25 protein-coding genes and 3 tRNA genes are annotated in these 24,670 nt (G+C 67.8%); 3 read left to right on the forward strand and 25 right to left on the reverse strand.

What is annotated here, in order from left to right:
• Positions 1-403 precede the first annotated feature (403 nt).
• From ORV05_RS30290 to rplJ, 14 genes are all read right to left on the reverse strand, one after another.
• Complete coding sequence (locus ORV05_RS30290) at positions 404-928, reverse strand: hypothetical protein (RefSeq protein ID WP_268755338.1); 525 nt, start codon at positions 926-928, stop codon at positions 404-406.
• Positions 929-1,156: 228 nt separating this feature from the next.
• Positions 1,157-2,014, reverse strand: coding sequence for a hypothetical protein (locus tag ORV05_RS30295; RefSeq protein WP_268755339.1), 858 nt, complete (start codon positions 2,012-2,014; stop codon positions 1,157-1,159).
• A gap of 39 nt (positions 2,015-2,053) precedes the next feature.
• A complete protein-coding gene (locus ORV05_RS30300) occupies positions 2,054-2,779 on the reverse strand; it encodes a hypothetical protein (RefSeq protein ID WP_268755340.1) in 726 nt (241 codons plus the stop codon).
• Between the two features lie 145 nt (positions 2,780-2,924).
• Positions 2,925-4,184: an MlaD family protein gene (locus ORV05_RS30305; RefSeq protein WP_268755341.1), complete on the reverse strand. Its 1,260-nt coding sequence runs from the start codon at positions 4,182-4,184 to the stop codon at positions 2,925-2,927.
• Positions 4,184-5,395, reverse strand: a complete 1,212-nt coding sequence (locus ORV05_RS30310) for an MCE family protein (RefSeq protein WP_268755342.1) — start codon at positions 5,393-5,395, stop codon at positions 4,184-4,186. Before ORV05_RS30310 ends, ORV05_RS30305 begins: the two co-directional genes overlap by 1 nt.
• Positions 5,392-6,570, reverse strand: a complete 1,179-nt coding sequence (locus ORV05_RS30315) for an MCE family protein (protein ID WP_268755343.1) — start codon at positions 6,568-6,570, stop codon at positions 5,392-5,394. The genes ORV05_RS30310 and ORV05_RS30315 overlap by 4 nt, the downstream gene beginning before the upstream one ends.
• Entirely contained in the window at positions 6,567-7,553 is a 987-nt protein-coding gene (locus tag ORV05_RS30320; RefSeq protein WP_268755344.1) for an MCE family protein, read from the reverse strand. The genes ORV05_RS30315 and ORV05_RS30320 overlap by 4 nt, the downstream gene beginning before the upstream one ends.
• Positions 7,550-8,581 carry an MCE family protein gene (locus tag ORV05_RS30325; protein WP_268755345.1) on the reverse strand — a complete coding sequence of 344 codons (1,032 nt, stop codon included), beginning with the start codon at positions 8,579-8,581 and terminating at the stop codon, positions 7,550-7,552. Before ORV05_RS30325 ends, ORV05_RS30320 begins: the two co-directional genes overlap by 4 nt.
• Positions 8,578-9,924, reverse strand: coding sequence for an MCE family protein (locus tag ORV05_RS30330; protein ID WP_268755346.1), 1,347 nt, complete (start codon positions 9,922-9,924; stop codon positions 8,578-8,580). The genes ORV05_RS30325 and ORV05_RS30330 overlap by 4 nt, the downstream gene beginning before the upstream one ends.
• Positions 9,921-10,760 (reverse strand): MlaE family ABC transporter permease, encoded by an 840-nt coding sequence (locus ORV05_RS30335; RefSeq protein ID WP_144590300.1) that lies wholly within the window; start codon positions 10,758-10,760, stop codon positions 9,921-9,923. Before ORV05_RS30335 ends, ORV05_RS30330 begins: the two co-directional genes overlap by 4 nt.
• 1 nt (position 10,761) lies before the next feature.
• A complete protein-coding gene (locus tag ORV05_RS30340; protein ID WP_186382646.1) occupies positions 10,762-11,556 on the reverse strand; it encodes an MlaE family ABC transporter permease in 795 nt (264 codons plus the stop codon).
• Positions 11,553-12,704: an ABC transporter ATP-binding protein gene (locus tag ORV05_RS30345; RefSeq protein WP_268755347.1), complete on the reverse strand. Its 1,152-nt coding sequence runs from the start codon at positions 12,702-12,704 to the stop codon at positions 11,553-11,555. Before ORV05_RS30345 ends, ORV05_RS30340 begins: the two co-directional genes overlap by 4 nt.
• A gap of 206 nt (positions 12,705-12,910) precedes the next feature.
• Positions 12,911-13,294, reverse strand: coding sequence for a 50S ribosomal protein L7/L12 (gene rplL / locus ORV05_RS30350; protein ID WP_268755348.1), 384 nt, complete (start codon positions 13,292-13,294; stop codon positions 12,911-12,913).
• Between the two features lie 42 nt (positions 13,295-13,336).
• Positions 13,337-13,891: a 50S ribosomal protein L10 gene (rplJ, locus tag ORV05_RS30355; protein ID WP_144590302.1), complete on the reverse strand. Its 555-nt coding sequence runs from the start codon at positions 13,889-13,891 to the stop codon at positions 13,337-13,339.
• A gap of 309 nt (positions 13,892-14,200) precedes the next feature.
• Here rplJ and ORV05_RS30360 point away from each other — a divergent pair, with 309 nt between their 5' ends.
• Positions 14,201-15,022, forward strand: coding sequence for a hypothetical protein (locus ORV05_RS30360; RefSeq protein ID WP_268755349.1), 822 nt, complete (start codon positions 14,201-14,203; stop codon positions 15,020-15,022).
• Positions 15,023-15,076: 54 nt separating this feature from the next.
• Here ORV05_RS30360 and rplA read toward each other — a convergent pair whose 3' ends face one another.
• From rplA to ORV05_RS30385, 5 genes are all read right to left on the reverse strand, one after another.
• On the reverse strand, positions 15,077-15,796 hold the full coding sequence (rplA, locus tag ORV05_RS30365; RefSeq protein WP_268755350.1) for a 50S ribosomal protein L1: 720 nt from the start codon (positions 15,794-15,796) through the stop codon (positions 15,077-15,079).
• A gap of 147 nt (positions 15,797-15,943) precedes the next feature.
• Positions 15,944-16,375: a 50S ribosomal protein L11 gene (gene rplK, locus ORV05_RS30370; RefSeq protein WP_144592575.1), complete on the reverse strand. Its 432-nt coding sequence runs from the start codon at positions 16,373-16,375 to the stop codon at positions 15,944-15,946.
• Between the two features lie 73 nt (positions 16,376-16,448).
• A complete protein-coding gene (gene nusG, locus ORV05_RS30375) occupies positions 16,449-17,246 on the reverse strand; it encodes a transcription termination/antitermination protein NusG (protein WP_268755351.1) in 798 nt (265 codons plus the stop codon).
• Between the two features lie 57 nt (positions 17,247-17,303).
• Positions 17,304-17,741: a preprotein translocase subunit SecE gene (gene secE, locus ORV05_RS30380; protein WP_268755352.1), complete on the reverse strand. Its 438-nt coding sequence runs from the start codon at positions 17,739-17,741 to the stop codon at positions 17,304-17,306.
• A 73-nt stretch (positions 17,742-17,814) separates the two neighbouring features.
• Positions 17,815-17,887 (reverse strand) — tRNA-Trp (locus ORV05_RS30385).
• Between the two features lie 246 nt (positions 17,888-18,133).
• On the opposite strand from ORV05_RS30385, the gene ORV05_RS30390 reads away from it, so the two are divergent.
• Positions 18,134-19,357, forward strand: a complete 1,224-nt coding sequence (locus ORV05_RS30390; RefSeq protein WP_268755353.1) for a pyridoxal phosphate-dependent aminotransferase — start codon at positions 18,134-18,136, stop codon at positions 19,355-19,357.
• Positions 19,358-19,371: 14 nt separating this feature from the next.
• Entirely contained in the window at positions 19,372-20,274 is a 903-nt protein-coding gene (locus tag ORV05_RS30395; protein ID WP_268755354.1) for an SGNH/GDSL hydrolase family protein, read from the forward strand.
• 21 nt (positions 20,275-20,295) lie between these two features.
• On the opposite strand, the gene ORV05_RS30400 is transcribed toward ORV05_RS30395, so the two are convergent.
• The 6 genes from ORV05_RS30400 to ORV05_RS30425 all read right to left on the reverse strand — a co-directional run bounded on the left by ORV05_RS30400 (position 20,296) and on the right by ORV05_RS30425 (position 24,466).
• Positions 20,296-20,697: a MaoC family dehydratase gene (locus ORV05_RS30400; RefSeq protein WP_144587750.1), complete on the reverse strand. Its 402-nt coding sequence runs from the start codon at positions 20,695-20,697 to the stop codon at positions 20,296-20,298.
• Positions 20,697-21,146: a MaoC family dehydratase N-terminal domain-containing protein gene (locus ORV05_RS30405; RefSeq protein ID WP_268755355.1), complete on the reverse strand. Its 450-nt coding sequence runs from the start codon at positions 21,144-21,146 to the stop codon at positions 20,697-20,699. Before ORV05_RS30405 ends, ORV05_RS30400 begins: the two co-directional genes overlap by 1 nt.
• Positions 21,147-21,326: 180 nt before the next feature.
• Positions 21,327-21,491 (reverse strand): 50S ribosomal protein L33, encoded by a 165-nt coding sequence (rpmG, locus tag ORV05_RS30410; protein ID WP_006238057.1) that lies wholly within the window; start codon positions 21,489-21,491, stop codon positions 21,327-21,329.
• A gap of 34 nt (positions 21,492-21,525) precedes the next feature.
• A tRNA-Met gene (locus ORV05_RS30415) sits at positions 21,526-21,598 on the reverse strand.
• A gap of 85 nt (positions 21,599-21,683) precedes the next feature.
• Positions 21,684-21,756 (reverse strand) — tRNA-Thr (locus ORV05_RS30420).
• A 76-nt stretch (positions 21,757-21,832) separates the two neighbouring features.
• A complete protein-coding gene (locus ORV05_RS30425) occupies positions 21,833-24,466 on the reverse strand; it encodes a putative bifunctional diguanylate cyclase/phosphodiesterase (RefSeq protein WP_268755356.1) in 2,634 nt (877 codons plus the stop codon).
• Positions 24,467-24,670 lie beyond the last annotated feature (204 nt).

Here is a 24,670-nt window from a genome sequence, read left to right on the forward strand (position 1 = left end):
CTTCCGGGGACAATGAGCGGTGAGCAGCCGCAATAGCGTTAACCAATACGACTGTCAAGGGTGCGGTGGTGCCCACAGTCTAGCCGCCGTGCCCGGGCAGCCTGAAAGAGGGCAGCGCAAAGAAGCAGTCTAGCCTGAACGACGCGTTCTGTCGAGGGGCACTCCCGACGGGGGCCAGACCTCGATCACGACGTCTTCAGGTATGCCTCACCAGCTCGCCCTGTCCCGGGCGTTGCCATCGCCAGTAAGCGTGACCTCCCGGGGCCGCTGAGTCAAGATGCCACGCGCTCAAACCGCCGGTTGGCGCAACGCGGTAGCTCCCTGTGTACGATCTGGAATTCGCCCTTCGACCAGCGGATTCGCCGATCGGTCCTGATGGTGGTGCAGACCGGGCAGGCCGGGATCACACCGCTTCGGCGGCCGGCTGGAGCGGGTCGATGATCTGTTCGGCCAGCCAGGTGCACTGGCGCTCCCACATCCGCCGGGTCTGCTCGTCCGGGCAGGCCATTCCGTCGACGAGTTCCCCGTACGACCACGCCCGCAGCCACGCCTCGATGGCGACCTTGACGTCGAGCGCGACGGTACCCATCAGATAACGATGTGCCCACCCGTGCAGTACGACCACACCACCGCTCTCGGGCAGCAGGCCGAGCAACTCTCCGAAGCGCTTCGCGACCGGGACGAGCATCTCCAGTTCCCCGGCCGCGGGAACGTTCTCGGCAAGGCGTCGCATCCACAGCACCGAATCGAGCCGGGGATCCAGGGAACCGAGCTCGTCCGCGGCGTGTTCGGCCAGCCTGCGCAGCGCGAGCCTGCGCAGCCCGTCGACGTGGATCCTCAACAGGGCGATGTAGTTGGGGTGGAAGACGCCGATCCGGTCGTCGCCGAGATTGTCCCAGCTGACCGCACCCGTGTACGGATCCCCCATGCCATCCCCCCTAGCGCCGCTACCCTACTCCGCCCCGCCCACCTCGGCCACGCTCCGTGGCCGAGCCCTGCGCCCAGGACCCTGAGGAGTCCCCTCACGGCAGCGACGGGGGACTCCTGGGATCAGGGGCGTGCCCTCAAGGTGGCCTTGAGGGCGTTGATGACCCTGAAGGCGACCTTCAGGGCATCCCGCCCCGGCCCCCGGGGACCCCTCACCGCAACGCGTGGGTCAGCGGCTGGCCGGGGTGGACGGCGACGCGGACGCCGGGGCCTGTCCGGTCGTCGTAGCCGGCGCGGAAGGCTGTTCGGTGTTGTAGGTGTCCATCCCGGCCACCTTCCACTTCCCGTCCACGAACTGCATGTTCAGCCACAGCTGGGCACTGCCGCTCGAGGTCTGGTTCTGGTCGGTCCTGGTCGAGGTCTGGTCGACGAAGATCATCACGCGGGCCAGGTCGCCCTCGATCCTGGTCACCGCACTGCGGCTGGCCTTGACGGTGACCACGATCTTCTGCTGCGGGGCGAGCCGTTGGACGTCGCCCATCAGGCTGGCGTACTTCTGACGGACCTCGTCGTTGAGCAGGAGATCCTTCGCCGCGTTCTGGGTCTTCGCGATGTCGTGATAGTCGTAGGAGAACAGTGCCTCGGTCGCGCTGGTCGCCGCCTGGGCGACCTGGGCGGTGCGGGCCACGTCCAGCAGCGCGGTGTTCGAGGTCGCCGCGCTGATCCGGTTGTCCTCGATCTTGAACCACCACGCGAGCCCGGCCAGCACCAGCGCCAGCACGAACAGGGCACCGGCGGGCACGAACGGGTTCCGCGGCCGCTCCCGGAATCCACCGCGCTCCGGCTCGTCCACCGCGGCAGCGGCCTCGGCCTGCCCGAAGTCGACGGGCTTGGGCACCCCGGCATCACGGCTCTTGGGGCGCGGGCTCGGCCTGTCCGGCCGGGGCCCGGTCGCCGCTTCCGGCGAGGTCCCGGGGGCGTCGTCCGAACGGGGACGGGGGCGGGGGCTCGGGGAGGGGCGCCGCAGGCCGGCCACCTTGGGCCGCCGCACCGGCTGGGGCGGACGGCGAGAAGAGCTGGATGGCAACACTGACTCCTTCTGTCTCTGCCGGGCGGAACCGGGCGGTCACTGCCCGCCGGTCACCACCGGCACCGAGCCGATCGAGGACACCTTCCAGTCCTGTCCGACCCTGGTCATCTGGACCTCCAGCCGCAGCGGCTTGGCCACCTGCTGCTGCCCCTCCTTCGTCACGAGCGTGCTGATGGCCGCCAGCAGGCTGGCCTTGCCCTCGTGCTCGTTGAGCTCCTCCACCCCGACCTCCTGCACCGTCGTGGTGACCTGGGTCTTGGCGTCGGTCATCGCCTGCCGGTAGGTCTGCTCGATGTTCTTGATCTGGTTCTGCATCTCCGGCGCGGAGACGTCGATCTGCTTCTGGAAGAAGGCATCGAGGTTGCGGTAATCCATCTCGGTGTAAGCCCGGACCGCGATGCCCGCCTCACGGACGACCTCGTCCCTGGCCTGGGCGAGCGGCAGGTTGTCGTCGCTGGAGGCCACCCACCACTGGATGCCGAACACCGCGGCGACGATCAAGGCGGCCGCCGCCAGTCCCGCCGAGCCCAGCAGCAGGAACCGGCCGAGGCGGGGATCCTCCTCGGAACGCTCCTCGATGAGGTCCTCGATGAGGTCCTCGCTCTGGTCCTCGTCGGGCTCCCCCGGATCGGCCTCGTCCGCTTCCCGCGAGTCGACCTCGTCCTGGTCCTTCTCCGCCGCTTCCGCGTCGAGCCCGGCGACCTGGGTGGTCTCGGGAGTCTCGACGGCCGGGGTCTCTTCGCGGGCCTCGTCGGAACTCATAGCACTCCAAGCCTCGGGGAGAACACGGACACGGACGGCCGGGCCGCCCGCCAGGGGAGGTGCCTCGAGCTCACGTGCCGCACCGCCTTTCCACAGTAAGGAGACGTCTGTTTCGTCCTCGTCAGGACCCCCGCCGGCCCCACGGTCAGCCCGGCAGCCCGAGCAGGGCGGCCAGGCTGTTGAGCGAGACCGCTGGCGAGCCGACGACACCCGGGGTACCGCGCATCTCGGCCAGCGCCTGCTGCTCCCGTCCGGCGTTGGCGTTCACCTGCTGCTGGTTCGGGGCCACCGGCACGCCGTTGTACGGCGCGTTCTGTGCCCCGCGGACGTCGATCGGACTGCCCGCCGGTTCGGCACAATAGGCGTTCCAGTCCGGCTGCCGTTCGGCCAGGTCCGCTCCGGTCCGGTACTGGCCGGCGTCCTTGTACCCCTTGGTGCAGGGCGGGGGGTCGAACAGGTTCAGCGCCAGCCCGAGGTGGGCCATGCCGTCGCCCGGCGCCACGCTGTTCGCCCCGACCGCCAGCACCGGGTAGCTGACCAGCACCTGCTCGATCCCGGACTGCCGGGTGAGCAGCAGGTTCGAGGTGGTGAGCAGGTTGGCGACCAGTTCGCCGAGACCGGGACCGACGTCGGTGATCAGCTTGTTGATCGACTGGGCCGCGCCAGGGGTCACGTCGATCAGTTTCCGGATGTCGCCGTCGGAGTTCTTCAGCGTCGCCGACAGCTGGTTCAGGTTCTTGCTGAACTCGGCCATCGAGGAGGCCTCGGCGTTCTGGGTGTCCAGCACCTTGCCGCCCGAGTCGAGCAGCCGCACGGTCTGCGGCAGGTACTGCTGGGCGGTCTTGGTGAAGTCCCGCATCGTGTCCAGCAGGACCTGCAGATCGTCGCCGGTGCCGTTGAACGCCCGGTACGACTCGTCCACCACGGTGCGCAGCGCGTCGGTGGGCACCGAGTTGGCCAGCCCGTCCAGATCGCCGATGACCTGTTCGGTGCTGATCGGTGTGGTCGCCCTGTCCGCGGTGATCACCGAACCGCCGTGCAGGAACGGCGCGCCCTCGGCGGCGGGCCGCAGGTCGACGTACTGCTCACCGACGGCGGAGCGGTCGGCGATGACCACCCGCAGGTTCTCCGGGACGGCCGGGGCCTTCGGGTCGATGTCCAGCTCGGCTTCCAGCCCCTTGGCGGTGAGCCGCAGCGGTCCGACCTTGCCGATGTTGTAGCCGCGGTAGGTCACCTCGGCCCCGGTGAAGATGCCGCCGGACTCGTTGAGCTGGAGCTTGACCGTGTAGCCGCTCTGGCCGAACACCTGCCCGAGCCCGGCGAAGCGGATCAGCGCGTACACGATGAAGACCACCGAGATCACCAGGAACGCGATGAGCTGGATCTTGGTCCTGCGGACGAGCATCAGGCACCTCCGGTCAGCAGGCCGAGCAGGCCGCCGAGCCCGGACTGCTGCTGCGGCAGCCCGCCCCCCGTGCCGCCCGTGGTCGTCTTCGACTGCGTCTTCTGGCCGGTGCCCAGCGGCAGCGGTGGCGTGGTGCTCGCGTCGGTGGACCCGCCGGTTATGCCGCCCGCGACGCTGTCGGGCAGCAACCCCGACAGCGCGTTCTGCCTGCTGCGCCCGAGGTTGTCGATGATGTCCTTCAGGTTCAGGTCGATGTCGGCGTAGAGGTTGAAGTAGTCACCCTTGGCGCCTGCCGTCGCTCCGTCGGAGAACGGGTAGGTGAGCAGCAGCTCCAGCGACTTGGGCAGGTTCGCGCCGGCCTGGCCGAGCTTCTGCAGGGTGGGCAGCAGCGCGCGGAGGTCGGCCACCATGTCGGCCTGGCTCTTCTGGATGGTGTCGACGGTGACTCCCGACAGGTTGCGCATCGCCTGCAGCATCGTCACCAGCTGGCCACGCTGCTGTTCGAGTACGGCGAGGCCGGGACCGAGGCCGTCGATGGCGCCGGCGATCTGGTCCTTCTGGTTGTTCAGCGTGGTGGCGAGCCGGTTCAGCCCGTCCAGCGCACGAGTGATGTCCCCGGACTGCTTGTCCAGTGTGGACACCAGTTCGTTGGCGTTGTCGAGCAGTTTCCGGATGTCGGTCTCACGACCGGAGGTCGCCGCGTTGAGTTCCTTGGCGATGGTGTTGATCTGCTCGACGCCGCCGCCGTTGAGGAGCATGGACAGCGCACCGAGCACCTCTTCCACGTCCACGCTCCGGCTGGTGCGGGCCAACGGGATCTCGGCGCCGTCGGCCAGCTTGCCCTGGGCCAGCTCCTGCCCGGGCGAGGCCAGTTCGACGTACTTCTCGCCCAGCAGGCTCGACTGGCGGATGTTGGCCAGCGCGTTCGCGGGGAGCTTGACGTCCCCGTTGATCTCCATGGTCACCTCGGCGTGCCAGCCGTCCTGGCTGAGCGAAACCGATTCGACCCGGCCCACCGGGACCTCGTTGACCTTCACACCCGAGCGGGGCACCAGGTCGAGCACGTCCCGGAACTGGGCCTTGACCGTGTACGGGTGGTCTCCGACATCCGCACCACCGGGCAGCGGCACGGTGTAGATCCCGCCGAAACCGCATCCGCTCAACAGCAGCGCGGTGGCCACTGAAGTGGCGGCAAGCGCGAGGCGCTTCACTTCGACGCCTCCGTCCCGTAGATGTCGACGAACGGCAGGGGCAACGGCGGCAGTTGCCCGTGCTGCAGCGCGTTGACCGTCTGCGCCACCGAAGGCAGCCGCACCGTACCGTCCAGGATGGACGCCACCGAATTGCACAGGGTGCCCACCGCCTTGAGCTGGTTGACCTGTTTGAGCAGCTGGCAGACCATCACCAGCGGCGGCTGGGTGAGCTCGTTGATGTTGGGCCGGGCGTCCAGGGTGCCCGAGGAGCCGTTGTAGGCCTCCACGAGGTTGCCCAGGCCGACCGGTGCGACGTCGAGGATCTCGGCGAGCGCGCTGCGCTGGTCCACCAGCACCTTCGTCACACTGGCCAGGTTGTCCACATTGGATCGCAGGGCATCGTGGTGCTTGTCGATGAAGTCCTGCACCATGGCCAGCGTCGTGCCGAGCTGGCGCACCGTGGCGGCGAGGTTGTCCTTCTCCCCCGCCAGGTAGCCGCTGACGTCGGCGAGGTTGTTCTCGAACGCGCGGACCTGCTTGTCGCTGTTGGCCAGTGCGGTCGAGAAGTCGGCCAGGTTCTGGATGGTCGCGAAGAGGTCGTTCCGGTTGCCCGCCAGTGTGCTCGACGCCTGGCTCAGCTTGGTGATCGTGTCGTGCAGCGCCTGCCCGTTGCCGTCGAAGTTGTCCGCCAGCGTGGTGAGCAGGTTCGACAGCGAACCGTTCTTGTTGACCCCGTTGGGCCCGAGCGACTGGGTGATCTTGTTCAGGCTGGCGTACAGATCGTCCACCTCGACCGGCACCGCGGTGCGGCTCAGCGGGATCGTCGCACCATCGTTGATGATCTTCCCGCCGGTGTAGGCCGGAGCCAGTTGCACGTACCGGTCGCTGACCAGCGACGGGGCGACGACCGCGGCCTGCGCGTCGGCCGGGATCGCCACCGACCGGTCGTAGGTCATGTCGACCTTCACCTGGTTGCCCATCGGCTGCACCGCGGTGATCGTGCCCATCTCCACCCCGAGCACGCGCACGCTGTTGCCCACGTAGAGGCCGACCGCACTGGAGAAGTAGGCCGTCAGGTGCTTCTTGCCGGCATCCTTGAGGGTCCACCACAGGGCGCCCGCGACGACGAGCCCGAGCACGCACGCCACGGCGACGCCGCGCGCCAGCTTCTGACCGAGCCGGGTGTCACTCATTTCTGGTTACACCCCTCTTCGTTGAGCGGGCCCACCGAAGGCAGGATCAGGCCGCAGATGTAGTTGTCGAACCAGTGCCCGTTGCCGACCGAGTTGGACAGCAGCCGGATGTACGGCGCGTACCGCTTGATGCCCTCGGCCAGCGAATCCTGGTTGCGCTGCAGCATCCCGGTGAGCTGGTTCAGCGACTTGAGCACCGGCGTCAGCTGCGCGTCGTTGTCCTTGATCAGCCCCTGCAGCTGGGTGGCGAGCTGCTGTGAACCCGTGAGCAGTGTCGAGATCGCGGTCTCGCGCCGGGAAATCTCGTCGAGCAGCTGGTTGCCGTCGGCCATCAGCTTCGTCAGCTCGGCGTCTCGATCGGCGAGCGTCTGGCTGATCTGCTTGGTGTTCGACAGCAGGTGCGACAGCTGGTCGTCGCGCTTGGCGATGGTGTCCGACAGTTTCGACAGACCCGACAGCGCACCTTTCACCTCGTTCGGCGTGCCGGAGAGGGTCTGCGACAACGTGTCGAAGCTCTTCGCCAGCTGCTGCGTGTCGACCTGGTTCACCGTCGTGGACAGGTCCCGGAACGCGTCCAGCACGTCGTAGGGCGCGAGCGTCCGTTCCCTCGGAATGGGAGTGCCCGGGTCGAGCGTCTTCTCCCCCATCGGGTCCAGCGCCAGGTACTTCTGCCCGAGCAAGGTCTTGATCTTGATGATCGCGTTGGTCCGGTCGCCGAGCCAGGCGTTCTTGACCTTGAACGACACCTTCACCTGGGCACCGTCGAGCGCCACGTCGGTCACCTTGCCGACCTTCACCCCGGCGACCCGCACTTCGTCGTCGGGCTTGAGCCCCGCCGCTTCGGTGAACTCGGCGCTGTAGGTGGTGCCCGCCCCGATGATCGGCAGGCTGTCCGCGTTGAGCGCCACCACGAAGCCCAGCACCATCACGACCAGGCCGGCCACCGCGATGGGAACCGGGTTACGGGACTGGAAACTCCTCATGCGCCACACCGTTCCCTGGTCGCGGGCAGGATGGGCAGGTTGATCGGCTCGTTGAGCACCGGCGGCAGCGCGACACTGCCGCTGGCCGAACAGAGGTAGAAGTTGAACCACGAGCCGTAGTCCGCGGTGCGCGCCAGCCTCGTCACCTTCTCCGGCAGGAACTGGATGAAATGTTCCACCAACGACTGGCTGTCGTTGAGGTTGTTGCTCAGCAGCCCGAGCGCGGCGATGTCGTTCTTCAGCGGATCCCGCGCCTTGTCCAGCAGGCCGCTGGTCGTCTTCGCCAGCCCGCCGAGGGCGTCGATGGCGTCCCCGATCGGCTTGCGGTCCTGGGCGAGACCGGACACCAGTTGCTGGAGCCGGACGATCAGGTCCGACAGCTGCGGGGTGTGCGCGTTGACCGTGTCCAGCACGCCGTTCAGGTTCGCGATCACCTCGCCGATGACCTGGTCCTTCTGCGCGATGGTGCTGGTCAGCGACGCAGTGTGGGCGAGCAGGCTGTCGATCGTGCCGCCCTCGCCCTGCATCACCTGGATGATCTCGTAGGACAGCTTGTTCACGTCGTCCGGCTGGAGCGCGGTGAACAGCGGCTTGAAACCGTTGAACAACTCGTCCAGATCCAGCGCCGGTTTGGTCTGCCCGATCGGGATCGTCGCCCCCGGCTTGAGCTGCTGCGCCGAAGTACCGCTGCCCTGTTCGATCGAGAGGTACCGCTGGCCGACCAGGTTGCGGTACTTGATCTGGACGGTGATGTTCGACGGCAGCGTGCGGTCGGAGTCCACCTCGAAATCGATCTGCGCCTGCCTGCGGTCGACGATCTTCACGTCGGTCACCTGACCGACCTTCACACCCGCGATCCGGACGTCGTCACCGGCCAGCACCAGTGTCGCGTCCGTGAACCGGGCGCTGTAGCCGTTGGTGCTGCCGGTGTTCACGTTCGCGATGCTCACCCCGAGGATCGCGGTGAACAGCACGGTGACCACCATGAAGACGAGCAGCTTGATCAGTGGTCCGAACAGGCCCCTCACTGGATCGTCACCTCCGCGCCCCGGTACAGCGGACCGACGAGCAGCCCGCTCCAGCCCGGCATCTCCGCCGGCGCGATCCCGACCTGCGGTCCGACCAGTTGCGCCAGGAAGTCCGCCTCCGCCGGGGTGTTCGCCGGGTCGCCCGCGGTCGACCCGCCACCGTTGTATCCACCGGCGGTCGCCGCGGTGTTCGCCGGCACCAGGCCGTCGCTGACGGCCCGGGACCCCGGGGTCGGCGTCGAGCCGTCCTTGATCGGGCCGTCCGGCGGGTACTGCGGGAAGGGCTGCGGGTAGTCCTTGACCTGGTAGCACCGCGGGCCGCGCTTGTCCTCGAACCGCGGTTCGTCCCGGCCCGCCTTGTAGGCGCCGCGGTTCACCACGATCTCGAGCTTCGCGTGCAGACCGGGCTGTTTCGTACCGACGCCCATCACCTTGTTGATCACCGGCACCAGATCGGCCATCTGCCCGAACACGCACGGGTACTCCGGCGAGTACTTCGCGATGAGTTCCGCCGTCGGCCGTGAACTCGCCGAGAGGCTGATCAGGTTCGAGGCATTGGCTCGCAGGAAGGATTCCACGTCCTGCGACGCATTCGTCACATTGGCGTAGAGCGCCTGCAGGTTCTGCCGCTCGGCCACGATCGTCTTACTGGTGACCGAGAAGTTGTCCAGCGCCTGCACCAGGTCCGGTGCGGAAGCACTCAGGTTGTCGGAGAACTTGGCCAGCGCACGCAGGTTGTGCTGCAGCTCCGGCAGATGCGGGTTCAGACCGTCCAAATAGGTCCCCAGTTCCGACAGGGTCTGCCCGAGCGTCTCGCCCCGGCCCTGCAGGGCGGTCGAGATCGCGGTGAGCGTGGCGGACAGCTTCTGCGGCTGCACGGCCTGCAGCACCGGAAGCAGGTCGTCCAGGGCCTTCGACAGCTGCACCGCGGTGGAACTGCGGTCCTCCGGAATCACGTCGCCCGCCCGCAGCGTTTTCGGCGCCGGGCCGTCCGGGATCTCCAGGGAGACATAGCGCTCGCCGAACAGCGTCTTCGGGATGAACCGCGCCGAAACGTTCGACGGGATCAGCTTCGCCGATTCCGGGTCCAGCGCCAGGGTCAGCTCCGCGCCCCGCTCCGTGGCCGAGATCGACTTCACCGAGCCGACGATCAGCCCGCGCACCTTCACGTCGGACTGCGGCGACAACTGGTTGCCGACCTCACCGGCTTCGAGCTTCACCTCGACGTAGCTGGAGAACGCCTGGTTGTAAAGCGCGATGCTCAGCGTCACCCCGCCGACCAGGACGGCGATCAGCAGCAGGCCGAGCAGCCTGCGCCGCAATGTGGACACCGCCCCGCTCATCCGGCGATCCTCACCGTGGTCGCGGTGCCCCAGATCGCGAAGCCGATGAAGAAATTGATGATCGAGATACTCACGATGCTCAGCCGCACCGCGCGGCCCACCGCGACACCCACGCCGGCCGGACCGCCCGAGGCCCGATAACCGAAGTAGCAGTGCGTCAAAATGATCACCACACTGAAGATCAGCACCTTGATGAACGAATAGAACACGTCCTGGGGTGGCAGGAACAGGTCGAAGTAGTGGTCGTAGGTGCCCGCCGACTGGCCGTAGAGGTAGATGACCACCAGCCGCGAGGCCAGGTACGACGAGAGCAATCCGATGACGTACAGCGGGATCACCGCGACGAACCCGGCGATGATCCGGGTCGTCACCAGGTAGGGCAGGCTCGGCACGCCCATCACTTCGAGCGCGTCGATCTCCTCGGAGATCCGCATCGCGCCCAGCTGGGCGGTGAAGCCCGCGCCCACCGTCGCCGACAGCGCGAGACCGGCCACCAGCGGCGCGATCTCCCGCGTGTTGAAGAAGGCCGTCAGGAAACCGGTGAACGCCGAGGTACCGATCGAGTTCAGCGCCGAATAGCCCTGCAGACCCACCAGGACACCGGTGAACAGGGTCAGGCCGACCATCACGCCGACCGTTCCGCCGATCACGGCGAGCGAACCCGAACCGAAGCTGACCTCTGCCAGCAGGCGCAGCGTTTCCTTGGTGTAGCGGCGAAGCGCCCGCGGCGTCCAGGCCAGTGCCCTGGCGTAGAACGACATCTGGTCACCGAAGGTGTCCAGCACTTCGAGGGGCCGATTCGCGATCCGTTTCGCGCTCTGGCCGAACGTCGCCATATCAGCTCAACTTTCCGGGCACGATCTGGAGATAGACCAGGGTGATCACGAAGTTCACCACGAACAGGAGCAGGAACGTGATGACCACCGACTGGTTCACCGCGTCGCCCACCCCCTTCGGGCCACCGGCCGGGTTCAGCCCGCGATAGGCGGCGACCACGGCGGCGATGAAACCGAAGATCAGCGCCTTGATCTCACCCACCCACAGGTCGGGAAGCTGCGCCAGCGCGGAGAAACTCGCCAGATAGGCACCAGGGGTACCACCCTGGAGCACGACGTTGAAGAAGTAGCCGCCGAGCACGCCGATCACGCTGACCATGCCGTTGAGCAGGAGCGCGACCAGCATCGAGGCCAGGGTCCTCGGCACGATCAGCCGTTGCACGGCCGAAACGCCGAGCACCTCCATCGCGTCGATCTCTTCACGGATCGTGCGCGCGCCGATGTCGGCACAGATCGCGCTACCGCCGGCACCCGCCACGAGCAGCGCGGTCACCAGCGGGCTGGCCTGCTGCACGGTGGCGAGCACGCTGCCGGCGCCGGTGTAGGACTGGGCCCCGAGCTGACGGGCCAGCGAACCGAACTGCAGCGAGATCACCGCGCCGAACGGGATGGCCACCAGCGCCGTGGGCAGGATCGTGACACTGGCGATGAACCAGGACTGCTGGATGAATTCCCGCAACTGGAAGGGGCGCTGGAAGATTCCGCGAATGATGTCCAGCCCGAGGGCGAACAACTTCCCGGTCTCCCTCAGCATTCCCATCCCGGGAATCTTGGCCGGAGAGGCCGTTGAACTCATGCCTTGCCCTGCCCCTGGTTCCGCATCCGGTGGGTGTCGTCTTCTCTCGAGGGCCACGCGGCGTCGGGTATCTGCGCTATCCGGTCGGTCGGCAGCTGCCCCTGGTGCTGTCCCTGGCCCGGTCCGGTTTGGACGGCATGGCGCGGGCGGATCCCGTACCGGGCCTGTTCGGCCGGGGTGAGGGACTCGATGATGCCCTCCTGGGCGGCGGGCGGAAGCGTGTGCAGGATCTGCATGACGCGGTCCTTGCGGCGGATCGCGCCCTGACGGGTGGGCACGCCGGGGGTCGGCTGCATCTGCGGCGGGATGCCGACGACCTCCTCGACCCCACCGGCGTGGTGGCCCGCCTCGAACATGGCCTTCTCCGCGGCCATGGTGGCCTGGTCCTTCTCCTCGGACATGCCGATCGGCCCGTCCATGCGGCCGTTGAGGAACTGCTTGACCACCGGCTCCTCACTGGTCAGCAGCACCTCGCGCGGGCCGAACATGACCAGTTCCTTGCGGAAGAGCATGCCCAGGTTGTCCGGCACCGTGCGCGCCAGGTTGATGTTGTGCGTCACGATCAGGAACGTCGCGTCGCTCTGCGCGTTCACGTCGAGGAACAGCTGCGAGATGTAGGTGGTGCGGACCGGGTCCAGACCCGAGTCCGGCTCGTCCACCAGGATGATCTCCGGGTCCAGCACCAGCGCTCGGGCCAGCCCGGCCCGCTTGCGCATACCACCGGAAATCTCGCCGGGGAGCTTCTTCTCCGCACCGGCCAGACCGGTCATATCGAGCTTTTCCAGCACGATCCGCCGGATCTCGGTCTCGGACTTCTTCGTGTGCTCCCGCAAGGGGAAGGCCACGTTGTCGTAGAGGTTCATCGAGCCGAACAGCGCGCCGTCCTGGAACAGCACCCCGAACAGCTTCCGGGTCTCGTACAGCTTGTGCTCACTGCACCGCACGATGTCCACACCGTTGACGACGCACTTGCCACGATCCGGCTTCAACAGCCCGATCATCGACTTCAGGAACACGGACTTACCCGTTCCCGATGGACCGAGCATCACGGACACCTCGCCCGGGGGCAGGGTGAGTGTCACGTCACGCCAAATGGTCTGCCGGCCGAACGACTTCGTCAGCCCTTCGATGACCACCTCGGCACCCATCGCACCTCCCGGAGCTCCCATGGTGACGGCTCACACACCTTAGACAGGTCGCGCATGGTGAGCGCACCCACATCAGGTGAACCAACGACCAAAGTGCGGTGGAGGTTACTCATGAGTTTCGCAATCCACAATCCAGGTGAACAAAAAAGGCGGGCACCCCCTTCGGGGTGCCCGCCCGCAACTTCCGGATTCCGGAAATTACCGTGTCACTTGATGCTGATCTTGGCGCCCGCGGCCTCGAGCTTCTCCTTGGCAGCCTCGGCGGCTTCCTTGTCGACCTTCTCGAGCAGCGGCTTCGGAGCGCTCTCGACGAGCTCCTTGGCCTCCTTCAGGCCCAGGCCGGAGACGATCTCGCGAACGACCTTGATGACCTGGATCTTCTTGTCACCGGCACCCTCGAGGACGACGTCGAACTCGTCCTTCTCCTCCTCGACCGGGGCGGCCGCGGCGGCCGGGGCAGCCGCGACGGCGACCGGGGCGGCCGCGGTGACGTCGAAGGTCTCCTCGAACTTCTTCACGAAGTCCGAGAGCTCGAGCAGGGTCAGCTCCTTGAAAGCGTCGAGCAGTTCTTCGGTGCTCAGCTTCGCCATGATGGCGTCCTTTCTGATGTAGCGGTTCGGGGGTGGGGTGGATCAGCTCTCGGCAGGTGCTTCTTCGCCGGAGGCCTCGGATCCTTCGCTCTGCTTGTCGTGCAGCGCGGCGGCCAGACGGGCGACCTGGGCAGCCGGCGCCTGGAACAGCGCGGCGGCCTGGGACAGCTTCGCCTTGAACGCGCCCGCGGCCTTGGCGAGCAGGACCTCACGGCTGTCGAGATCGGCGATGCGGTTGATCTCGTCGACCGTGAGCGGGCGGCCATCCATGTAGCCGCCCTTGATCACAAGGGCCTGGTTGTCCTTCGCGAAGTCACGAAGCGCCTTGGCGGCGTCGACCGGCTCACCCTCGACGAAGGCGATGGCGGTCGGGCCGACGAACAGCGCGTCGATACCCTCGAGACCGACGTCCTGCGCGGCACGCTTGACGAGGGTGTTCTTCGCGACCCGGTACTTGGCACTGGTGCCGAGAGCGCGGCGCAGCTGGCTCAGCTGGGACACGGAGAGGCCGTTGTACTGGGTGACCACGGTGGCCGAGCTGTTGCGGAACCGGTCCGCGATCTCGGCGACAGCTGACACCTTGTCGGGCTTCGCCATTCCTCGCCTCCTCTCTTGGCTGGTGACCACCGGAGGTGAAGGCGCCGAAACGACAAACGCCCCGGCGCAGCAGGCGCGGGGCGTCAAAGAGCACACAACAAAGGCTGCTCGGCCTCGTTCCTCCTGCGCGGGCCGCCCGCCGTGGCGGGACCTTCGTTCCGCTCGCCTCGGGGCTTGCGGAAAACCAGCGGTCTTCGGTAGAACCGCCGACCAGAATACGCGATCCCCGCACCGCCCCGCACCCGCCCCCCGGTTCACCTGCCGCGATGCGCGCTATCGGGGAGCAGCCGGGACGGGCATCATGAACGCGTGGCCGAGCAACGACCCGAACACGAACAGGAACCGGCGCCGGGTGGCGCGGTGGAACGCGCACAGCCCCCGCTGGATCCCGAGCAGCTGCGCCAGTTCCAGCAGTTCCAGCAGTTCCAGGACTTCCTGCGCTTCCAGGAAGCGCAGGGCTCTGGACAACTGGTGCCCACCCAGCAGCCCGGATCTCCGGTGCCACCCCCGCCACCGGGCGGGCAACTCCAGGTCGCCACGCCCCCCTCGCCACCCGCACCGCGGATCAGGGCACCCCGGTGGGCGAAGCGGCTGGCGGGCAAGGTGCTGTCCGCGATCCTGTTCCTGATCGTCCTGGCCATCGGCGGCAAGCTCGCCTACGACCACTTCTTCCCCCCGCCCAAGGAAGACCTGCCCGCGGCGATCACCGGCGGTGGTACCTACCACGCCAACAAGATCCTCTCCGCCGAACCGTACGAGGCCGTCCGCAAGGTGTACCAGCAGATCGCGCAGAACCGGCCCGATCTCGCCTGCGGATACTTCGACATCCCCGTGCAGCAGAAGTTCGCCCTCGACCTGGGTGCCGCCGACTGCCGTGACGCGGTCGGCAGGCTCAAGGCGCAGGTCACCGACGTCAACGCCTACGCCGAATCGCTGCCCAGCTACCTGTCCGGCAATCCCGGCGCCACCACGCTGACCATCGATTCCTGCGACTTCCCGATCACCGGCGGCCCGGCACTCGGCGTGTTCACCGTTTCCAAGGTCGACAAGGGACAGTGGCTCATCACCGACCACCGGCCCGGCCCCGCCCGGTGCCCGTCGCCCACCGTGTCCGGCACCCCGAGCCGGTGAACGGAAAAGGCCCGGCGCCGTGGGGCGCCGGGCCTTTTCCGTTGAGGCGAAAACTCAGGCGGTGGCCTCTTCGGCGAGCAGGTTGCGGGTGCGCGCCGGGTCGACCGGGATGCCCGGGCCCATGGTGGTCGAGAAGGTGACCTTCTTCAGGTAACGGCCCTTCGCGGCGGAGGGCTTCGCACGCAGGATCTCGTCCAGCGCGGCGGCGTAGTTCTCCACGAGCTTCTCCGGCTCGAAGGAGGCCTTGCCGATCACCAGGTGCAGGTTGGCCTGCTTGTCGACCCGGAAGCTGATCTTGCCGCCCTTGATGTCGGCGACGGCCTTGGCGACGGCGGGGGTCACCGTGCCGGTCTTCGGGTTCGGCATCAGGCCACGCGGGCCGAGGATGCGGGCGATGCGCCCGACCTTCGCCATCTGGTCCGGCGTCGCGATCGCGGCGTCGAAATCGAGCCAGCCACCCTGGATGCGCTCGATCAGTTCGTCGGTCCCGACCGCGTCCGCACCGGCGGCCTCGGCCTCGGCGGCCTTGTCGCCGACGGCGAAAACGATGACGCGGGCGGTCTTACCGGTACCGTGCGGCAGGTTCACGGTGCCGCGGACCATCTGGTCGGCCTTGCGGGGGTCGACCCCGAGACGCACGGCCACCTCGACGGTGGCGTCCATCTTGACCTTGGAAGTCTCTTTCGCGAGCTTCGCGGCCTCGAGCGGCGCGTACAGCCGCTCCCGGTCGATCAGCTCGGCGGCCTGACGGTAGGCCTTGCTGCGCTTAGCCATGCTCTGTCCTAACTCAAGAAATGTGGATCAGTTGTGGTCCCGGGCCAGCGCCTGGCCCTCCCACGACGACATCGGGTGGCACCGGCGATCATCTCGGCTGGCACTGTGCGGCCTGCTCGATGTCGCCGCTACACGGTCGACGGCGGTCTATTCGACGGTGATGCCCATCGACCGGGCGGTGCCGGCGATGATCTTGGCGGCCTGCTCGATGTCGTGTGCGTTCAGGTCACTCTTCTTGGTCTCGGCGATCTCGCGCACCTGGTCCCAGGTCACCTTGGCGACCTTGGTCTTGTGCGGCTCACCGGAGCCCTTCTCCACGCCTGCGGCCTTGAGCAGCAGCCTCGCGGCCGGCGGGGTCTTGAGCTTGAAGTCGAACGACCGGTCTTCGTACACGGAGATCTCGACCGGCACCACGTTGCCGCGCTGCGACTCGGTGGCGGCGTTGTAGGCCTTGCAGAACTCCATGATGTTGACGCCGTGCTGACCCAGCGCGGGGCCGACCGGCGGGGCCGGGTTCGCGGCACCCGCCTGAATCTGCAGCTTGATGATCGCTGCAAGCTTCTTCTTCTTGGGTGGCATTCCTGTTCCTCTTCAACTGCTACGTCCCTCGCACGCCTGCCAGCAGCGAGGGCCAACGGCCGACGAAGGGCCGTCAGATCTTGGAGACCTGGTTGAACGAGAGCTCGACCGGGGTCTCCCGGCCGAAGATCGAAACCAGGACCTTCAGCTTCTGCGCGTCCGCGTTGACCTCGTTGATCGTCGCGGGCAGCGTCGCGAACGGGCCGTCCATCACGGTGACCGACTCGCCGACCTCGAAGTCCACCTCGACCGGGGTTCCGCCCAGCGCCGCCTCGGCCGCCGCGGCCTCGCCCTTGGCCTTCGCCGGGGCGGGCTTCTCGACCTTCGGCGCGAGGAACTTGAGCACCTCGTCGATGGTCAGCGGGGACGGCTTGTTGGTGGCGCCGACGAAACCGGTGACGCCCGGGGTGTTGCGGACCGCGCTCCACGAGGCGTCGTTGAGCTCCATCCGGACCAGGATGTAGCCGGGCAGCACCTTGCGCTGCACGACCTTGCGCTGGCCGTTCTTGATCTCGGTGACCTCCTCGGTGGGCACCTCGATCTGGAAGATGTAGTCCTCGACGTCCAGGGTCTGCGTCCGGGTTTCGAGGTTGTTCTTGACCTTGTTTTCGTACCCGGCGTAGGAATGCACCACGTACCACTCACCGGGCAGCGCCTGCAGTTCCTTGCGGAGCTTGGCGACCGGGTCGTCCTCGGCGGCCTCGGGCTCTTCCTCGGCGGCCACGGGTTCCTCCCCGGCAGCCTCGGCCGGGGTGTCGACGTCGCTCGGTTCGAGGTCGGCCTGCGCCTCGTCGTCCGCGGTGGACTCACGCACCGGCTCGACCGGCTCGTCAAACTCGTCGCCGGCCGTCACGCCGTTCTCGGAGGTCACGTTCCGTCCTCTCACTTGATCGCTTGTCGTGTTCGTGCTGGCCCGCGCTCCTGGCGCTCAGCCGAACAGCCAGAACACGCCCTTGCGGAACGCGAAGTCCAGCAAATAGACCAACGCGACCATGAAAGCCACGAAGACCAGCACCACGGTGGTGTAGGTGATCATCTGCTTGCGGGACGGCCAGATGACCTTCCGCAGCTCCGCCCACACCTCGCGGATGAACCGCATCAGCCTCGCCAGCAGCGACGGCTTCTTCTCCTTGCGATCCCGCTTGGGGGTCGCCCGGCCCTTCTTCCCGGTCTCGGCAGGCTTCACCGCACCGTCCGCGGCCGCCTTGGCGGCGGGACGGGCCTTGTCGGCTTCTTTGGCCGTGGCCTTGCCTGCCGGACGCGCGGAGGCGCGGCGCTCGCGCCGAGCCGCGGCGGTGACCGGACGAGGAGCCTGCTGGGACTCCTGTTCCTTCTCGCCGCCGGCGTCGTTGTCGCTCACGACCACTCCTCCGTGCCTTTTCGAGAAGACCGGGTCTAGGCAGCCGACCCCGTCTTCCCTCGAACCACCTTTGTCGACGCAGGGGTGACAGGACTTGAACCTGCAACCTGCGGTTTTGGAGACCGCTGCTCTGCCATTTGAGCTACACCCCTTCGAGCCCAACCACCGCTCGCGGGACACCCTTCACCCGCCCCGCTATCCTACGGGGCGCGGTGTCGGACGTTCCAAGTTCGGCAGTCTACGGCAAGCCGGGAACCGCCTTGCAACCGAGGCCTCCCAGAGCCCCCGGCGCACCCTCCGTGAGCCGTCCAGACACCCTTCTCCGCGGGGTGTGGGCCCCGTCGCGGAGCCGGGGGCCTGAGTCTTCGATCACACTCCCCGCGTGCCACCATGGAGGCATGACCTCTCCCGTTTCCGTCACCCACCCCCGCATCTCGGCCCGCATCGCCGGCATCACGCCGTCGGCGACCCTCGCCGTGGACGCGAAGGTGAAGGCGCTCAAGGCCGAGGGCCGCCCGGTGATCGGCTTCGGCGCGGGGCAGCCCGACTTCCCGACCCCGGACTACGTGCTGGAGGCCGCCGTCGCGGCCGTGCGCGACCGCGCCAACCACGGCTACACCGCCGCCGCCGGCCTGCCCGAGCTGCGCGAGGCCCTGGCCGCGAAGACGCTGCGCGACTCCGGGTTCTCGGTCGAGCCGTCGCAGGTGCTCGTCACCAACGGCGGCAAGCAGGCCGTGTACTCCGCCTTCGCCACCCTGCTCGACCCGGGCGACGAGGTACTGCTGCTCGCCCCGTACTGGACCACCTACCCCGAGTCGATCAAACTCGCGGGCGGGGTGCCGGTGCAGGTCACCGCGGACGAGACCACCGGCTACCTGGTCACCGTCGAGCAGCTCGAGGCGGCCAGGACCGAGCGCACCAAGGTGCTGCTGTTCAACTCGCCGTCGAACCCGACTGGTGCGGTCTACCCCCGCGAGCTGATCGAGGAGATCGGCAAGTGGGCCTACGAGCACGGCATCTGGGTGATCACCGACGAGATCTACGAACACCTCGTCTACGACGACGCGGTGAACTACTCGCTGCCGGTCGTGGTGCCCGAGATGGCCGACCGCACCCTGGTGCTCAACGGGGTCGCGAAGACCTACTCGATGACCGGCTGGCGGGTCGGCTGGATCATCGGCCCCCAGGACGTGATCAAGGCCGCCACGAGCTACCAGACCCATCTGTGCGGCAACGTGGCGAACGTGTCGCAGCGGGCCGCCCTGGCCGCCGTGGCAGGCCCGCTGGACGTGGTGCACGAGATGCGAGCCGCGTTCGACGTGCGCCGGAAGAAGATCGTCTCGATGCTGTCGGAGATTTCCGGCGTCGAGTGCCCGACCCCGAAGGGCGCGTTCTACGCCTACCCCTCGGTCAAGGCGGTGCTCGGCAAGGAGATCCGGGGCGAGCGCCCCTCGGACACGCTGGAACTGGCGGACCTGATCCTGCGCGAGGCCGAAGTGGCGGTCGTGCCCGGCGAGGCCTTCGGGACGCCCGGCTATTTCCGGTTCTCCTACGCCCTCGCCGAAAAAGACCTGATCGAGGGAGTCAACCGGGTCGGGGCACTGCTGTCCGAGGCGAAATGACGTAAAACCGGTATGTGGCCGGTAAATCCAGTTCCGGCCTGATCCTTGCGGTGACACTCGCCGGATTGATCGGGTTCGGGTACTACAAATCGGAGCAGGGCTCGTCGGCGCCGCCACCGGCGCCGGCGGGTTCCAGCACGGGTGGCGGCACGGGCCGCTACGTGGCACTCGGCGACTCCTACACGTCCTCCCCGCGGACCGGAGTGCGGGTGGGTGAGCCGCGCGGTTGCGCTCGGTCGGACAACAACTATCCGAGACTGGTCGCGGCCCGGATCAACCCGGCCGAGTTCGTCGACGTCAGTTGCAGCGGGGCGAGCACCAGCGACCTCACCCATCCGCAGATGACCAAAGACGGGGAGAACGCGCCGCAACTGGACGCCGTCACCTCCGACACCACCCTGGTCACGCTCGGCATCGGCGGCAACGACATCGGCTTCATCAAACTGGCCGGTGAGTGCGCCACCACCGACCCCAAGGTCTCCCCCTGCCAGGACAAGATGGACGCCGGGGGGCACGACGAACTGGCCGCGCGGATCTCGGCGACCGCGGTCAAGATCGCCGCCGTGCTCACCGAAATCCACACGAGGGCGCCACGGGCCCGGGTGATCGTGGTCGGCTATCCGACGGTGCTGCCCTCGGGCGACGGCTGCTGGCCGTTCCTGCCGCTCGGCAAGGCCGACGTCGCCTACCTGCGCGAGTCGGAGGAGAAGCTGAACCGGATGCTGGCCGTGCAGGCGAAGGCTCACCAGGCCGGTTACGCGGACACCGCGACCCCGTCCAAGGGTCACGACATGTGCGCCAAGACCCGGGTGAAGTGGGTGGAGGACCTGGTGCCCACCTCCCCCGCCAGCTCCCTGCACCCGAACGCGAAGGGGGAACAGGCCATGGCGGAGGCGGTGCTGAGGCTGCTGCGCTGAGTCCCGACCGTCTCCGGGGCGTCAACGGACGACGGCGGTGGCCTTCCCGAGCACGGTCTTGCCGTCGAACTTCGCGGTCAGATCGATCCGGGCGGTGCCGTCCTCGCGGACGTCACCCACCTTTCCGGTGAATTCGACCAGGGCACCCTTCTCGTCGTCGGGCACGACCACGGGCCTGGTGAACCGGACCCCGTATTCGACGAGCCGCCCCGGGTCGCCGAGCCAGTCGGTGACCATCCGGCCCGCCAGCGCCATGGTGAGCATGCCGTGCGCGATCACGTCGGGCAGGCCGACCTGCTTGGCGAAACGCTCGTTCCAGTGGATCGGGTTGAAGTCCAGGGAGGCCCCGGCGTAGCGGACCAGCCGCTCCCTGGTCACCCGCACCTGCAGCGGCGGCAGTTCCGTCCCCACGGTGAATTCCATCAGGCACCTTCCCCTCGGACGACGAGCTGCGCGCGGGTGGTGCACACGGGCTCTCCGTCGGCGTCGGTGATCTCGGCACGCACGGTCAAGAAGTCGTTGCCCGCCCGCGCCATGATGTCCTCGACGTGTGTGGTGAGCCGCAGCCGGTCACCCGCATGCACCGGACGGGTGTACTGGAAGCTCTGGTCGCCGTGCACCATGCGCGAGTAGTCGAGGCCGAGTTCGGGATCGGCGACGATGGTGTTGATCGCCGCGAGGTTGATCACCGTGAGGAAGGTGGGCGGCGCGATCACGTCGGGGTGACCGGCGGCGCGAGCCGCCTCCGGGTCGCGGTAGACGGGGTTGTCGTCCCCGATCGCGTCGGCGAACTCCCGGATCTTCTCGCGCCCCACTTCGTAGGTGCTTGCCGGCGGGTAACTCCGCCCGATGAACGACTGGTCCAGTGCCACCCCAGCAGGTTACTCAGGGTCGCCGCGGGCAGCGGTGAAGGCCCGGGCCAGGCGCCGGGATTCACCGGATCAGAGGTTGCGCACGACGGTCGTGAAGACCCCTCATGGCGGGGACGAAGGCATCCGGAAACGACGAAGGCCGCCCCGGTGATCCGGGGCGGCCTTCGTGACATCTGCAGGCTAGCGGGTTTCCTTGTGCACCCGGTGCGTACCGCAGTTCGGGCAGAACTTCTTCATCTCCAGGCGGTCGGGGTCGTTCCGACGGTTCTTCCTGGTGATGTAGTTGCGGTGCTTGCACTCCTCGCACGCCAGCGTGATCTTCGGTCGCACGTCGGTGGCAGCCACGGCTAAGCCTTTCTCTACAAAACTCGAGTCCCGGTAGCGGTGGCCGGACTTGAACCGGCGACACAGCGATTATGAGCCGCTTGCTCTGCCAACTGAGCTACACCGCCCCTTGTGCCCACCGCCCGGGGGTCTAAGGGCACTGGGAGCATGATCGCGCACACTCCCACCTAGACAGACTAACATCTGTCTGCGAGCCCCTTTACGGAATCGAACCGTAGACCTTCTCCTTACCATGGAGACGCTCTGCCGACTGAGCTAAAGGGGCCTGTGGTCCCAGCGCCGCGCGCTGAAGCCTCGAAAAGATTACCAACGCCTTCCGGCCCTGTTTCAGGGGGGTCCCGTTAACTCAGCAGGGTCAGCACCGCCTCCGCCTGACGACCCGCTGACCTCGCGGTTCTCGCCTGCAGCCAGGCTTCGAGGCGGTCCTCGGCCAGCGGACGGGAGATCAGGTAGCCCTGCGCCACGTCGCAGCCCATCGCCTCGAGTTGGTCCCGTGCGATGTCCTCCTCGACCCCCTCGGCGACCACGGTCAGGCCGAGCGAGTGCCCGAGCTCCACGATCGAACGGACCACGGCGAGGTCACCGAGATCGGTGCCCATGCCGAGGACGAAGCTCTTGTCGATCTTCACCTCGTCCACCGGCAGCTGCCGCAGGTACGCCAGCGACGAGTACCCGGTGCCGAAGTCGTCGACGGCGAGCACGATGCCCAGCGCGTGCAGCTCCCGCAGGATCGGCAGCGCCTTCTGCGGGTCGGCCATCACCCCGGACTCGGTCAGCTCGAAGGTGAGCAGTTCGGCGGGCACCCCGAACCTGCGCAGCGCCTCGACCACCTTCTTCGGGAAGTCCAGGTCGCTCAGATTGCGCACGGACAAGTTGACCGCCACGGAGATCCGCAGCCCCTCGTCCATCCATTTGCGCACCCGGATCAGCGCCTGTTCCAGCACGAACCCGGTGAGCACCCCGATCAGGCCCGCCGCCTCGATCGCGGGCACGAACTCGTCCGGATCGAGCTTGCCGAACTCGGGATGCACCCAGCGGACCAGCGCCTCCACGCCGAGGACCTGTCTGCTCGGCAGCGACACCTTCGGCTGGTAGTGGACGCTGACCTGGCCCTCTTCCAGCGCCTGCCGGAACTGCGTGACCATCTGGAACCGGCGCAGGAAGATCTGCCCCATGCTGGGCACGTAGGCACGCACCTCTTCCCCGCCGCGGGTCGCGCGCACGGCCACGTCGGCGCGCTGCAGCAGGGAGTCCACGTCCATCCCTTCGCCGCCCTCCTCCTCGGAAGGTGTGGCGTAACCCACCATCGCGTTCGCTTCGACGGTGAGCCGGTCGACGAGATACGGGGAGGACAGCTGCTCCCGCAGGCGCTGGGCGACCTCGTGGATGCGAGAACCGTCACACTCGACGAGCAACGCCGCGAACGACGCGCCCTCCAGCCGAGCCACCGGCACTTCGGGGCCGAGGGCCTCCCGGATGCGCCGCCCCGCGGCGATCACCATCCGGTCCGCCCAGACATAGCCGAGTGCGTCACTCACAGTCGAGAACACGTCGAGATCCACGCGGAGCACGGCGGCGTCGGTGCGGTCGCGCAGCGGCTCGCGCGCCACCTGGCGGAAGCCGGGCCGGTTGAGCAGGCCGGTCAGCGGATCGTGGTAGGCATCGTGCCGCAGCGTGGCCAGCAGCCTGCGGTTGTCCAGCGCGGTGGCCAGGTGACTGGCCATGGTGCCGAGCAGTTGGACGTCGTACTTGCCGAAGCCACGCCAACGGGAGAGCCGGTCGTGCGCCTCGACGACGCCGAGCAGCTGGTTCGCGCTGCGCAGCGGCACCACCAGTGCCTCCTGCGCGCCGCGGTCAAGCAGTGCGGCGGCCACGTCGGCGTTGGCCTCGGTGATCCGGAAGTGCCGGACGTGCGCGCCGGGCAGGCGGAGCAGGGCGTCGTCGCCGGGGCCGTCCGCCGTGGGCATGGGCTCGCCCGCGACCACGGTCCGCATGGTGGCGGTCGGTTCCAGCCGCAGCCGCAGCACCACCCTCGCCGCGGACAGCTGGTCCTTGATGCGCTCGGCGATGGTGGCCCATTCGCCGACGTCCACCCCTCCGGCGAGATCGTCGACCCGGCTCGCCGGCCGGGCGGCGGCCTGCTGTCCGGACCGCGCGACCATGAGGCTCACGTCCGAAAGCGCTTCCATGTCGCGCTGCTCGCGCAGCAGGTCCGAATAGGCCCAGTACAGCGCGGAAAGGCCGAGGAAAACCGCGACCACCAGCGGCCACGCGTTCCCGGTCCCGGCGATCACCAGGTAGCCGCTCAGTCCCACGGAGGCGTTGACGAAGCCGACGACGAGGATGCGGCCGGTCAGCCGCAGCGCGGTCCCGATCCGCATCCGGCGGCGCAGCACGCGGACCGCGGCGAGTGCCAGCAAGGTGCTGGCCAGCGGGGCGGTCAGGGTGCCGGCGAGCGCGGCGGGCCAGGTCATCCCGGCGCTGCCCATGGCGCGCTGGACCAGTCCGGCGACGGCGAAGGCGCTGGTGATCTCCAGCAGGAAGGCGCCCGCGTTGTAGAGGACGCGGCCGGAGACCCGGCGCACCAGCAGCGTGCTGATCCCGGCGAGGAGGTGGGCGATCAGTACCACCTCGAACGGCGCCACGAAAAAGCCGATGACCAGCGGGATTTCGGTGAAGGAGATGGTCCAGGAGATACCGCTGCGGACGTCGACGTTGATGCCGAGCTGTTCGGCCAGCAGGAAGGACAGGGCCAGTACCGGTCCGATCCACCAGAGTCTGGTGTCCGGCTGGAACGGCAGCCAGAGGGATACGGCGGCGGCGGAGACCAGCCCGAAGGTGAGCACGGCGAGGGTGTAGCGGCGGAAGCGCCGCTCGTCCCCCCGTGCCTGCCCGGACGGCCCCTGGTCACCGGCCTCGTCGACAGCTTCGGCTGCCGCCGGAGGAGCGTCAGGCGCGTCGCTTGTGCCCGGCATGCAACCTCCTTCCCGCCCAGTCACCCCAGTACGCGCTCGGTCGACCACCCCGTTCGGGTGACCTTGATCTCCGCACGAACAAGGCTGTCACTGTACCCCGGAGGGCGTACTTCGGCCTCTTTCCGACCGGCATCAGATCACCTCATAGTTAACAAACTGCCAACTAGCGGCGCCTCCTTCGACTACCGGGTGAAAACTGCTCCG

This window comes from Amycolatopsis cynarae, assembly GCF_026802195.1.
In the GTDB taxonomy this organism is placed as follows: domain Bacteria; phylum Actinomycetota; class Actinomycetes; order Mycobacteriales; family Pseudonocardiaceae; genus Amycolatopsis_E; species Amycolatopsis_E rhizosphaerae.